This window comes from Alsobacter sp. (genome assembly GCF_059501845.1).
Genome location: NZ_JCACDK010000011.1, coordinates 348,462 through 360,846 on the forward strand (window position 1 = coordinate 348,462; position 12,385 = coordinate 360,846).

At 68.6% G+C, this 12,385-nt stretch carries 12 protein-coding genes; 5 read left to right on the plus strand and 7 right to left on the minus strand.

Annotation, left to right across the window (positions count from 1 at the left end; translation table 11 throughout):
• Both AC5JCN_RS09100 and AC5JCN_RS09105 read right to left on the minus strand, forming a co-directional pair.
• Positions 1 to 1,107, minus strand: coding sequence for a CaiB/BaiF CoA transferase family protein (locus tag AC5JCN_RS09100; protein ID WP_495754954.1), 1,107 nt, complete (start codon positions 1,105 to 1,107; stop codon positions 1 to 3).
• Positions 1,108 to 1,154: 47 nt separating this feature from the next.
• Entirely contained in the window at positions 1,155 to 1,730 is a 576-nt protein-coding gene (locus tag AC5JCN_RS09105) for a MaoC family dehydratase (RefSeq protein WP_495754955.1), read from the minus strand.
• Between the two features lie 241 nt (positions 1,731 to 1,971).
• Here AC5JCN_RS09105 and AC5JCN_RS09110 point away from each other — a divergent pair, with 241 nt between their 5' ends.
• Complete coding sequence (locus AC5JCN_RS09110; RefSeq protein WP_495754716.1) at positions 1,972 to 3,036, plus strand: SDR family oxidoreductase; 1,065 nt, start codon at positions 1,972 to 1,974, stop codon at positions 3,034 to 3,036.
• A gap of 277 nt (positions 3,037 to 3,313) precedes the next feature.
• Positions 3,314 to 3,820 carry a nucleoside deaminase gene (locus AC5JCN_RS09115; protein ID WP_495754717.1) on the plus strand — a complete coding sequence of 169 codons (507 nt, stop codon included), beginning with the start codon at positions 3,314 to 3,316 and terminating at the stop codon, positions 3,818 to 3,820.
• On the opposite strand, the gene AC5JCN_RS09120 is transcribed toward AC5JCN_RS09115, so the two are convergent.
• Complete coding sequence (locus tag AC5JCN_RS09120; protein ID WP_495754718.1) at positions 3,772 to 4,071, minus strand: hypothetical protein; 300 nt, start codon at positions 4,069 to 4,071, stop codon at positions 3,772 to 3,774. The two genes, AC5JCN_RS09115 and AC5JCN_RS09120, sit on opposite strands and share 49 nt — an antisense overlap.
• An 8-nt stretch (positions 4,072 to 4,079) precedes the next feature.
• A complete protein-coding gene (locus AC5JCN_RS09125) occupies positions 4,080 to 4,829 on the minus strand; it encodes a DUF899 domain-containing protein (protein WP_495754719.1) in 750 nt (249 codons plus the stop codon).
• Between the two features lie 120 nt (positions 4,830 to 4,949).
• Here AC5JCN_RS09125 and AC5JCN_RS09130 point away from each other — a divergent pair, with 120 nt between their 5' ends.
• Positions 4,950 to 6,170, plus strand: a complete 1,221-nt coding sequence (locus tag AC5JCN_RS09130; RefSeq protein WP_495754720.1) for a helix-turn-helix domain-containing protein — start codon at positions 4,950 to 4,952, stop codon at positions 6,168 to 6,170.
• A 35-nt stretch (positions 6,171 to 6,205) separates the two neighbouring features.
• Positions 6,206 to 6,853 carry a Vgb family protein gene (locus AC5JCN_RS09135; RefSeq protein ID WP_495754721.1) on the plus strand — a complete coding sequence of 216 codons (648 nt, stop codon included), beginning with the start codon at positions 6,206 to 6,208 and terminating at the stop codon, positions 6,851 to 6,853.
• Between the two features lie 67 nt (positions 6,854 to 6,920).
• On the opposite strand, the gene AC5JCN_RS09140 is transcribed toward AC5JCN_RS09135, so the two are convergent.
• Positions 6,921 to 7,862: a Gfo/Idh/MocA family protein gene (locus AC5JCN_RS09140; RefSeq protein WP_495754722.1), complete on the minus strand. Its 942-nt coding sequence runs from the start codon at positions 7,860 to 7,862 to the stop codon at positions 6,921 to 6,923.
• Positions 7,863 to 8,051: 189 nt separating this feature from the next.
• On the opposite strand from AC5JCN_RS09140, the gene AC5JCN_RS09145 reads away from it, so the two are divergent.
• Positions 8,052 to 9,344: a family 1 glycosylhydrolase gene (locus tag AC5JCN_RS09145; RefSeq protein ID WP_495754723.1), complete on the plus strand. Its 1,293-nt coding sequence runs from the start codon at positions 8,052 to 8,054 to the stop codon at positions 9,342 to 9,344.
• A 57-nt stretch (positions 9,345 to 9,401) separates the two neighbouring features.
• On the opposite strand, the gene fabI is transcribed toward AC5JCN_RS09145, so the two are convergent.
• Together fabI and AC5JCN_RS09155 are read right to left on the minus strand one after the other, a co-directional pair.
• Complete coding sequence (gene fabI, locus AC5JCN_RS09150; RefSeq protein WP_495754724.1) at positions 9,402 to 10,169, minus strand: enoyl-ACP reductase FabI; 768 nt, start codon at positions 10,167 to 10,169, stop codon at positions 9,402 to 9,404.
• 11 nt (positions 10,170 to 10,180) lie between these two features.
• Positions 10,181 to 12,379 carry a DUF3141 domain-containing protein gene (locus tag AC5JCN_RS09155; RefSeq protein ID WP_495754725.1) on the minus strand — a complete coding sequence of 733 codons (2,199 nt, stop codon included), beginning with the start codon at positions 12,377 to 12,379 and terminating at the stop codon, positions 10,181 to 10,183.
• Positions 12,380 to 12,385: the final 6 nt, after the last annotated feature.

The following is a 12,385-nucleotide window of genomic DNA, read 5'->3' on the forward strand; positions in this document are numbered from 1 at the left end:
CTACAGCCCGAATTCCGCGCGAAGCGCGGCGGTATGCTCCCCGATGCGCGGCGCCGCCCGGTGCGTGCGGGCACGCTGGCCGTCGACGCGGATCGGCGACCGTGTGGTGCGGATAGAGACGTCGTCTTCCCGCGTGACGGTCTGCACCATGTCCAGAAGCTTGAACCCCTCGCTCTCCAGCAGCGCCGGCCAGTCGAGCACGCTCGCGCACCAGATGTCGGCTGGTTCCAGCACGGCCAGCCAGTCCTGGGTGCTGCGCTCGGCAAGGCGCGCAGCGATGACGCGCTTCAGCCCGTCCCTGTCCGTGAAGGCGGCCTTCGACGGGAGGCCGCTCAGCTCCGGCAAGTCGAGCAGCGGAGCCAGCCTGTCGAGCGGCGTCATGGCGAGGGCGAGCCAGCCGTCGGCAGTCTGGTAGACGCCATAGGGGGCCGAGAGATAGGCGTGGGCGTTGCGGAATCCGGACCGCTTCGGGATGCGCCCGCCATCGTTGAAGTGCGTCGTCAGCACCTCGAACTGGAAGTCGACCAGCGCCTCCAGCAGGCTCGTCTCGATGTGGGCGCCCTGCCCCGTGCGGCTGCGGCGGACCAGCGCGGCGAGAATGCCCTGGACGATCGCGTTGCCCGCCAGCAGGTCGGCGATGGCGAGGCCGAACGGCACCGGTCCCTGTTCCTCGTCGCCGTTGAGCCACATCACCCCGGAGCGGGCCTGCGCGAGCAGATCCTGCCCCGGCCGCGCCCTCCAGGGCCCCTCGTCGCCATACCCCGTGATCGACGCATAGACGATGCCGGGATTGATGGCGCGCAGGCTGTCGTAGTCGAGCCCGAGCCTGCCGATGACGCCGGGCCGGAAGTTCTGGATGACGACGTCGGCGCGCTTCACGAGCGTGCGCACGGCCTCGAGGTCCCGCGGATCCTTGAAGTCGGCGGAGAAGCTTTCCTTGCCGCGGTTGATGGCGTGGAAGAGCGTCGAATCTCCTCCGATTTCCGTGTCCGTCAAGTAGAGCCTGCGGCACAGGTCGCCGCCGTCCGGGCGCTCGATCTTGATCACCCGTGCGCCGAGATCGCCGAGCCGCAGGGCCGTGAAGGGGCCGGACAGGAACTGGCTCATGTCGAGGACGACGATCCCCTCGAGGAGCCCGGCTGTCGCGTCCCCGCTCACGCGATGCCCTCCCTCTCGCCGGCGAACGCGGCGGCGTCGCGGTAGCGGACCGTCTGCAGGTGCTCGCAATAGAGCACCAGTTCGCCCTCGCCCTTGAACACCTCGTAGGACGCGCGGATCAGGCCCATCTCCTCGTATTTCGGGACCTTCGAGAGGTTCGTTCGCACGGTGTAGATCGTGTCCCCGATGAAGGTGGGGCGGATGAAGCGGAGCTTGTCGTAGCCGTAGGAGAACGCGTTCACGCAGTTCGTGGCGACGAGCCCGAGCCCTGCCGAAAAAACGAAGGCGCCGGCCACAAGCCTCCGGCCGAAAATGCCCTCCCGCTCGGCGAACATCTGGTCGGCGACATAGGGATGGAAGTCGAGCACGAGCGCGTTGAACTGCATCGACTCGCCCTCGGAGATCGTCCGGCGGAGCGAGCGGATGCGGTGGCCGACCTCGAAATCCTCGTAGAACCAGTTCTCCGCGTTCCAGACAGGGATCGAGGCGTGCGCTTCAGGCATGTCCGTCGGGAGTGTCGAGGACACGCCGACCGTGGAGGTTTGCGGGCGCGCCGCTTCGCCAGCCGACATACCCATCCCCTCCCGCACCGCTCCGGTTCGCATCGGGGCAAAGCCTCTCACGGATGAATGAGACATTCAAATGAGAACTTCGCTGCTTCCGAAAGCACCTGACAAGACCGGTGCGCTCGCCAGGCGCGCAGGCTACTAGTGGGTGCCGCGCAAGCGGGCAGCATGGCCGCGGGCGGATTTTCGGGCGCTTGCCAACGGGTCCCCTGCCGTGGCCCTGGGCGAAATCATGAGGGAGGAAGCCTTGTCCAAGCACGCGCTGATCGCTGGAGCGAGCGGCATCATCGGGCGTCACGTGGCTGAGCATCTGCTCGCTGAAGGCGGGTGGCAGGTCAGCGGCCTGTCTCGCACGGGGGCCGATCTCCCGCAGGGCGTCGCCAACGTCTCGGCGGACCTGCGCGACGCCCCGTCAGTGAAAGCGGCCCTTCGCGACGTCTCGCCCACCCACGTCTTCATCACGACATGGTCGCGCCAGGAGACCGAGGCCGAGAACTGCCGCGTGAACGGCGCGATGGTGGAGAATCTTCTGGATGCGGTCGAAGGCAAGTCGGTCGCCCACGTCGCGCTGTCGACGGGACTGAAGCATTATCTCGGACCGTTCGAAGCCTATGCGAAGAGCAAGCCCGAGACGCCTTTCCGGGAGGAGCAGCCCCGCCTTCCCTACCCGAACTTCTACTATGTGCAGGAGGACGCGGTCTTCGCGGCGGCGAAGCGGCAGGGCTTCTCCTGGTCGGTGCACCGCCCGCACACCATCATCGGCTACGCGGTCGGCAACGCGATGAACATGGCGGCGACGCTCGCCGCCTATGCCGCGATCTGCAAGGAGACGGGGCGTCCCTTCGTGTTTCCCGGCTCTCCGCAACAATACCAGGGCGTCGTCGACGTCACCGGCGGACGCATCATCGCCCAGCAGATGGCATGGGCGGCGACCTCGCCGGCAGCCAGGAACGAGGCGTTCAACATCGTCAATGGCGAGGTCTTCCGCTGGTCGTGGCTGTGGCCGAAGCTTGCCGCCTACTTCGGGCTCGAGGCCGCTCCCTATCCCGGTCACGCGACGCCGCTCGAGGAACAGATGAAGGGTGCCGCGCCGGTCTGGGAGCAGATCGTGCGCAAGCACGGACTGCGGGAGATCCCACTCGACCGCTTCGCCTCGTTCTGGCACTCCGACCTCGACCTCGGCCGGGACATGGAGAGCTTCGCGTCGATGACCAAGAGCCGCGAGCACGGCTTCCTGGCCTGCGAGAGCACGGTGGATTCGTTCACCCATGCTTTCGACCGGTTCCGCGAGGGCGGCTTCATCCCCGCCTGACGCCGGGCCGAGGACGGGTTCGACCTCGCCATCGTTCGCCCGGAACGGCCGGGCCCCGCTGATGCTTCGGGCACGGCGGGGTCTTCCGCTCTCTCGGCGCGCGGCCTTGGTGAGCATCTCCACGATCTCGAACATCTCCCCTTTGTTCCGCAGATGTCCGGCTTCACGCCTCCTGCTTTCCCGGCCCCGGGACATACTGCCGCGACCTGCGGCGGACCACGCAACCAGACGGCCTCCGGCCCGGTTCATGCTCCACCAGGCCAGGAGACCACAGGGAATGACCGACGACGACGAGCGCTGGATGCGCGAGGCGATCCGTGTCGCGACGGTGCGGGGCAGCGACCCCGCCAGCACCCCGATCGGCGCCGTGATCGTCTGCGATGGAGAGATCATCGCCGAGGCGCGCAACGAGTGCGACACGCTGCACGACCCGACGGCCCATGCCGAGATGGTCGCGTTCCGGATCGCCGGACAGCAGACGGCGCGAGAGGACAACCCCGCCGGCGAGATGCGCGGCGCCACGCTCTACTCCACCCTGCAGCCCTGCGGCATGTGCACCATGGCCTCGATCTGGGCCAAGGTCGGCCGGGTCGTCTATGGGGCCGGGCGGGAGGACGTGCACAGGATGTATTTCGAGGCGCGCCACACCGACACGATCGCGTTCATCGCCGATGCCTACCGCGACGACATCGCCATCACCGGCGGTGTCCTGCGGCAGGAGTGCGCCGGGCTCTACTACGGCCCTGAGGACCCGGTCAGCGAGGACGAGCAGGGCAACCTCTGACGCAGCGCCCTCAGCCAGGGCGAGGCGTGGAAGACCGCCATCAGCAGATACATCGCCGGCATGCCGCCGGGGTCGAAGCCGGCCGTATTGCCCGTGCACAGAGGTGGCCCTGAGCCCGGCGAAGAAGCCGACCACACGGCCATGGCGGCGAAGGTCGGCGCGGCGGCGAGGGCGAGCCAGCCGGGAGCGGCGGCGAGGCCGCTCCCGGAGGTACGCTCGCCTGGCGGCAGGGTGGCCGGGGCGGCGTCCATGGCGCGCCTCACGCGGCGGAGCTGCAGCACGACGCCGCCTTGGCAGGCTGCGCGTTCTCGTAGCGGTCGTGGTGGCGCACCCACTGCATCGTATAGTCGAGCCCGCCCTCGTCCCGGCCCTTCGGCATCAGGTCGAGCATCCGGTAGGTCCCGATCATCGCCTCCACGCCCCTTCCATAGGCCGAGTAGGTGCGGAAGACCGAGCCGTCCTCTGCCCTGAAGAACACGCTCAGCCCCGGCATTTCCTGGCCGGCGCGGGCAGGCCTGGCGTAGTTGTAGTCCACCTCCCCGGCCGCGATCTCCTCCGGGGTGAAGCTGACGCGGAAGTCCCGGTTGAAGCTGTTGCCGTGGGACGACACCCACGGGAACCGCCACCCCATCCGGCCCCGGAAGCGCTCGATCTCGGCGAGCGGCGCCCGCGAGACGGCGGCGAAGGCGACGTCGCGATGGGCGAGGTGCACGACCATGCCGTCGGCGTGGTCGGCCATAAAGGAGCAGCTCGGGCAGCCCTGCTCCCACCCCGGGCCGAGCATGAAGTGCTGGATCAGGAGCTGGCTGCTGCCGCCGAAGAGATCTTCGAGCGTCACGGGCCCGTCCGGACCGTCGAAGACGTAGCGTGTTTCGACCCGGACCCATGGCAGGCGCCGGCGCAGCTCGGCGACGCTGTCGGTACGCCGGGTGAGGTCCTTTTCGGCGGCCAGCAGGTCGCGGCGCGCGTCAAGCCAGGCTTCGGGGGATACGATGGCATGCGGTGTCATGGCTTTCTCCTCCAACTCTCCGGCCTGCAGCGCGGACTTGCGGACAGGACCGGGCGTTGATGGGATAGGGGTAGCGGGCCGACGCGGAGGACCGGGAGTGACAAGTCTGTCGGGATTCGCATGGACGCCCTGATCGACACGGCCGGGCGTGCCCTTGCCTCAGGTGACCCTCTCACCGCCCTGAACGCCGTTGCGCTGCGCGACGACGCGCATGCACTGGCGCTGCGGGGCATCGCCATGGCTCAGCTCGGCGACCTGCCGAGGGCGAGGCTTCTGCTGCGCCGGGCCGCCCGGACCTTCAGCCCGGAGGACGCGCTGCCCCGGGCGCGCTGCACCGTCGCGGAGGCGGAAATCGCCCTGGTTTCGCGCGACCTCGCCTGGCCTCCCCAGCCTCTTGCCGACGCCCGGAGCGTGCTGGAGACGCATGGCGACCGGGCCAATGCGGCCCATGCCCGCTATCTGGAGGCGCGCTACTGCCTTCTCATCGGCCGTCTCGCGGAGGCCGAAAACCTTCTCTCCGGCCTCGACACGGCAGCCCTGGCCACCCCGTCCCGGGCCGCTTGCGCGCTTGTGGCAGGCGGCATCGCCATGCGCCGCCTTCGCATCACCGACGCGCGCACGGCCTTTACCGAGGCAAGGCGTATTGCGGAACGGGCCGGCATTCCCCCGCTCCTGGCCGAAATCGACACTGCCCAGCGCCAGCTCGACATCCCCGTGGCCCGGCTCGTCGGCCCCGGCTCACCCCGTGCCCTCAGGCTCGACGAGATCGAGGCCCTGCTCGCGTCCGGCACACTGGTCGTAGACGCCTGCCGGCAGTCGGTCTGCCTCGGCGGAAGGACGGTTGCCCTCGGCACACGGCCCGTCCTCTTCGCGCTCGCCCGCACTCTGGCCGAGGCCTGGCCCGCCAGTGCCTCGCGGGAGGAGCTGCTGGCGCGAGCCTTTCGCGCCAGGGAGGCCGACGACTCGCACCGTGCAAGGCTGAGGGTCGAGATCGGGCGCCTGCGAAAAGCCCTCGAGGGCATCGCTTCCATCGCCGCCACGCGGACCGGTTTCGCTTTGACGCCGACCGGCGGACGAAAGCTCGCCGTCATCGCTCCGCCGGCCGACGAGGCACATGCGCCGGTCCTGGCGCTTCTGGCCGACGGCGAGGCATGGTCGAGCTCGGCGCTTGCCCTCGCTCTTGGTGCAAGCCAGCGCACGCTGCAGCGCGCGCTCGACGAACTGGCTGCAGGCGGCAAGGTGCAGGCAGTGGGCCAGGGGCCCGCCCGCCGCTGGGTGGCGGCGCCGGTGCCGGGCTTCCCGACAGCGTTGTTACTCCCGTCCGCCCTGCACGGGGGATAGGCTGGCGCCAGGATCGACAAGCCACGGGTCTGGCCATGCTGAAATCCACCGCCGAGATCGTCCGCGAGTACGGGCCGTTCGAGGGCGTCGACAAGGTCAACGGCGTCAGCTTCGACGGCTCTCGCATCTGGATTGCGACCGGGCCGACACTGAATGCCATCGACCCCGATACGGGATCCATGGTCCGGACACTCGCCGTTCCCGCTCAGGCGGGCACGGCCTATGACGGCACGCACCTGTTCCAGATCGCCGGCGACCGCATCCAGAAGGTCGACCCCGGAACTGGCGAAGTTCTGTCGAGCATCCCCCTTCCGGAGGGCGGCGCCTCCGGGATGGCGTGGGCGGAGGGCACGCTCTGGGTCGGCCAGTACCGCAGCAGGCGCATCCACCAGGTCGATCCCGGCACGGGCGATATCCTGCGCTCGATCGAGTCCAACCGCTTCGTCACCGGGGTCACCTGGGTGGACGGGGAGCTGTGGCACGGCAGCTGGGACGAGGACCAAAGCGAGCTGTCCCGCATCGACCCCCGCTCGGGCGAGGTGCTGGAGGAGATCGGCATGCCGCCGGGCGTGGCCGTCTCGGGCATCGAATCGGACGGCGGTGACCTGTTCTTCTGCGGCGGCGCCACGAGCGGAACGGTCCGGGCCGTCAGGCGGCCAAAGCGGGTCCACGCCGACACCTGAGGCGGGCCCGCTGGTCGCCATCATCCCCGGCCTGCTGCGCGGGCTGGCGCACCGGAGCAATGGCGCGTCAGTCCTCGAAGGCTTCGACCTCCACGCGCCGGCCGACCAGGAAGGCATCCGCCACGAGCCGGAACGGGTCGGCGTCGACATCCGTGCCGCCCGTGGAGAGGATCTCCGCGAAGCGCCGGTAGATGCCCTGGTACTCGCGCGGGGGCTCGTCCACCGTCTGGGTGCCGTTCACGGTCAGCTTGGATCCTCCCTCCGACAGCAGCAGCGACAGTCCGTCCTGGGTCTCCACGGCGATGTCCCATGACTGCTTACCCGTCTGGCGCCAGTCGAATGCCGCGGTGAGCTCTTCGTCGCGCGAGCCCGACCCGGTGAAGACGATGTCGGCCGCGATCGGAGCAGCGCGGTTGGCGGGGAACGACAGGCTGGCCGAGCGCACGAAGATCGACGCCGGCATGATGCGCGTGACGATCGAAAGCGCGTTGATGCCGGGATCGAACACGCCGAAGCCGCCCGGCTCCCAGATCCACGCCTGGCCGGGATGCCAGTGGCGAACATCCTCTTTCCAGGTCACTTCGAGGCGGCGCACCTGCTTCCCGGCGAGCTGTTTCCGGGCCTCTTCCACACCGGCATTGAATTGCGAGTGCCACGTCGCGAACAGGCTCAGGCTGGCCGTTGTGGCCTGCCGCTGCAGGTCGACGAGTTCGCTGACGGTCGCGGCGGGTGGCTTCTCCAGCAGGACATGCTTGCCGGCCGCGAGCGCAGCGCGGGCAATGGTATGGCGCACTTGCGGTGGCGTGCAGATCGCCACGGCGTCAACGCCCTTCGCGTCGCGCAGCAGATCCTGCCAGTCGCGGTAGGACTGGGCAACGCCGGGCAGGCCGTTGCCGCGCTGGCTCGCCACGGCCACCACCTCGAAGTCGGGATCGGCGGCGATCACTGGCACGTGCTGGTCCGTCGCGATCTTTCCAAGCCCGATCAGGCCGATGCCGAAGCGCGCCATCCCTTGTCCTCCCAGGTGTCTGTCTACTGTCCGGCACGGGAAACGCCTGACGCGCCCACTCGTGCCAGAGGGTCTGCGATACCAGCCAGAATACACTCTTGCGCGACCCCTGCGCGCAGGTCTGACCCGTGGCGAGAACGGGTTGCCAAGCTGCCGCGTTCAAACCCCGGCAAGAGCGGGAGAACACCGGTGTTCACATTCGTCTTCGCGACAGGTATCGAGAACAGCGCGCCCACCATCAATGGCGGACGCGAACGCGTGGACGAACTCGAGAAGTGCGGTTTCTACAAGCACTGGCAGACCGACTTCGACATCGTCGAGGACCTCGGCCTGTCGTTCCTGCGCTACGGGCCCCCACTTCACCGCACGTGGCTCGGTGACGGGCGCTATGATTGGGACTTCGCCGACCAGACGTTCGCGAGGCTGCGGGAGAAGAACATCGTCCCGATCGTCGACCTCTGCCATTTCGGCGTGCCCGATTGGATCGGCAACTTCCAGAACCCGGATTTCCCCGCACTCTTCCAGCGTTACGCCAGGGACTTCGCGACCCGCTACAACTGGGTGCAGCTCTATACGCCGGTGAACGAGATGTTCGTCTGCGCCACCTTCTCGGCCCGCTGGGGCTGGTGGAACGAGCAGTTGTCCAGCGACAGGGCGTTCGTCACGGCCCTCAAGCACCTCGTGCAGGCCAACGTCCTCGCGATGAACGCGATTCTCGACGTCCGGCCGGATGCCCTGTTCATCCAGAGCGAGTCGTCCGAGTACTTCCACGCCGACAGCCCTGACGCGATCCCCCGGGCGGAGCGCTACAACGCCGAGCGCTTCCTCTCGCTGGACCTCAACTACGGCCACCAGGTTCACGCCGAAACCTATGGCTGGCTCGCGGACAACGGCATGACTGCCGACGAGTACCGCTTCTTCATGGACCAGAACATGCGGCGCCACTGCGTGATGGGGACGGACTACTACGTCACCAACGAGCACCGCGTCTGGGCGGACGGGCGGACGACGGCCGCCGGGGAGATCTTCGGCTACGACGAGATCACACGGCAGTACCACGACCGCTACCGCCTGCCCGTCATGCACACGGAGACAAACCACGCCGAGGGCGCCCAGGGCGACGAGGCGGTGTTCTGGCTGTGGAAGGAGTGGGCCAACGTCCTGCGCATCCGCAACACCGGCATCCCCGTGGTCGGGTTCACCTGGTACTCGCTGACCGACCAAGTCGACTGGGACGTGGCGCTGCGGGAGAACAACGGCAAGGTCAACCCGCTCGGGCTCTACGACCTCGACCGGAATCCCCGGGCGGTCGGGCGGGCCTACAAGCAGCTGATCGTCAACTGGCGCCACGTGCTGGCATCGCAGAGCGCATGCCTCGTCCTTCCCGTCTTTCGTCCGTCCGAGCAGGAGGAGCCTGTGGTGCGGGGACAGCGCGAGCAGGCGCGCCAGCTGCGCACGCCCCAGCAGACATCAAGCCCGTAGGGAAGGGTTCCCCCGGGCTCCTGCCTGAAGCCATCGAGAAAAAACAGCGTGGGCTGCTCAGCCCATGATCTGGTAGCCGGCGTCCACGTGCAGGGTCTCGCCCGTGATGTTGCGGGCCGCGTCACTGGCCAGGAACACGGCGGCGGCCCCGACATCCTCGATGGTGGCAAGGCGCTTCATCGGCGAACGGCTCGCCGCTTCCTGCAGCATGGCGTCGAAGGACGCGATCCCGCCCGCCGCGCGCGTGGCCATGGCACCGGGCGACAGCACGTTGACGGTGATGCCCTGCGGGCCGAGCTCGGAGGCGAGCTCCCGCGCCGTGGCTTCCAGCGCCGCCTTCACGGGGCCCATGACGTTGTAGGTCGAAACCACCCGCTCCGCGCCGTGGAAGCTCATGGTAAGGCAGGCGCCACCGTTCGCCATCAGCGGCTCCGCCAGCCTGCACAGCCGGACGAAGGAGTGCACGGAGACGTCCATGGCGAGGGCAAAGCCCTTGGACGAGACGTCGACCACCCGCCCGTGCAGGTCGTCCTTCAGCGCGAAGGCGATGGAATGGACGAGGATGTCGAGCCCTCCCCATGCCGAGCCGATCGCTTCGAAGACCGATGCTTCCTGCGCGGGATCGGCAACGTCGAGCGGAAGGATCAGCTCCGCCCCTACCCGCTCGGCCAGAGGCCGTACATAGGGTTCCGCCTTGGCGTTCAGGAAGGTCACGGCAAGCCGCGCGCCCGCAGCGGCCATGGCGTCGGCGACGCCCCAGGCGATGGAGCGGTCGTTTGCCACGCCGACGACCAGGGCGCGTTTTCCGGCGAGTACCGTGCTCATGGCATCACCCCTCAGGCGGCCGGCTTGCGGCCGGCGACGGCCAGACCGGCCGGGGCGAAAAGCCGGGTGACTTCGGCGTAGCGCCGGCTTTCCTCGTCGGTCCGGTCGCGGCTTTCCATCAGGGCCTTGAGGACGTCCAGCGCAAGCGCCCGCTTGGCGGCTTCGGCGGGAATCAGCGCGGGAAGCGCCTTCATGGCGCGCGCTTCGTCCAGCCGCAGCGTCAGGTATTGCCGCCGCAGGGCCTCCTTGAAGGCAGCCCTGCCGACCTTCATTCGCCCGGGGACATGGGCGGAGATGGCCCTGAGGGCTGCGAAAGAGCGCTCGTCCGCGCCCTGGCCCGACGCACGCGCGACGTAGACCGCGGCGCGCAGAACGGCGTCGAGCAGCGTGCCCTCCGCCATGCCCCGCTCCAGCTCGGCCTCGCGGGCTCGCGCCTCGGCCTCGCGCTGCACGTCCTTAGCGGGACGCCGGAGCTCCGGCGCTCCGTCCGCCCGCAGGCCGACGACCGCCTGGAGGGCTGGGTTGCCGTAGACCCCCAGGAACACCTGCTCGCAGGCGAAGTCACGCATCTGGCCCCAGAGGTCGAGGTTGAACGCGATCTGACCGGCGACGATCTCCTCCATCTGGCGGAAGGGATTGTCGGGCGCAGCCGGGCGGCGGTTGTCGCGTGCCGTCTCGGCGGCCTTGGCGACCACTCCCGACAGCGGGTTGCGGTCCGATATGGCCGCGAAGCGAAGCCGGTTGGGGTGCGTGTCGCGGATGAAGCGAGCCGTCGTCTCAGTCCCGATCGCCTGCACGGCGGGCGCGGCGAAGACGTTGTAGAGCCCCTTGCCGATCTCGGAGACGCGGGCCGCCGTCGCGAAGCGCGCCTCGTCCTCCGGCCCGTTGCCGCCCATGGCGCGGATGTCGTCGAGCGAGCGCGGCTCGAGAGCCAGCAGGTAGCGCCCGTCGACGAGGTCGCGGCGCGCCGTTTCCGGCCCCGCCTCGGAGATCACGGCCTCGTAGAGACCGGGCGGGAGCATGTCGATCATGTCGATGCAGGAGGCGAACTCGCTGTGCTCCTTCGTCGCCACCTTGCCGGAGACGAAGATGCCGAGGTGCCCGATCGACTGATGCACCGAGTAGACGACGGTCTGTCCGGCGCGCACGAGGTCGTCGGTGTCGTCGTAGAGGTCGGTCAGCCAGCCCAGCGCCTGCTGCGGCGGCGTGATGTCGTCGCCCCAGGAGCAGAACACGATGATGGGGGACGCGACGTTGCGCAGGTCGACCCGGCCGCCCTTCGACGTCGTGATCTCGCCCCGCGTCAGGCGGTTGCCGACGAAGAGGTTGTCGGCGATCCATTGCATCTCGGTGGCTTCGAGCAGGACCGGCGAGCCCCACCACGTCTCGAAGTCAAGGAAGCGCTCCGGCTCGCTGTCGATCTTCGCATACACGTTGTAAGGCTTTTGCCAGAAGGTGTTGGCAGGATTCAGCATCTCGAAGTTCGAGACGAGGCTGGCTCCGTCGAACTTGCCATGCCCGAGATCGCCGGCCAGCGCCGTCATCCAGGTTCCGCCGAGCAGCCCGCCGAGATAGCGCAGCGGGTTCTTGCCCCTAACGCCGGCCCAGTACGACAGCGGCGAGCCCGCCAGGATGATCGGGCCCGGCAGGTCGGGCCGCATCGCCGCGGTCAGCATGATCTGCCAGCCCGCCTGGCAGTTGCCGATCAGGCAGGGCTTCCCGTCGGCCTCGGGCTCGAGCTCGATCACCTTTTCGATGAAGGTGCCTTCGGCGACGCAGACATCCTCGATGGTCTGGCCGGCCACCGGCTCGGTGAGGAAGCCGACGAAATAGCAGGGGTGTCCGGCCTTCAGGGCGACGCCGATCTCGCTGTCCTGCTTCATGCCGCCGATGCCCGGGCCGTGCCCGGCCCTGGGATCGAAGACGATGAACGGACGCTTGGTGTGGTCGACGGTGACACCCGCCGGCGGCGTGATGCGAACGAGGGCGTAGTTGACCGGGCGAGGCAAGGTGCGCCCGTCCATCACGACCTCCGCGCCGAAGCTCAGGACGTGCGGAGCCTGCTTCGCGGCCTGCTCATGGTAGATGTTTCCGCGCCGGCGCAGCGTGTCCAGCATGAGGACCGAGCGCTGCCAGCTGTCGAGCCAGTATGCCGCGAGATCGTTCACGGGCGCCGTGGAAAGGCCGAGACTGTCGCCTTGATAGCTCATGACCGC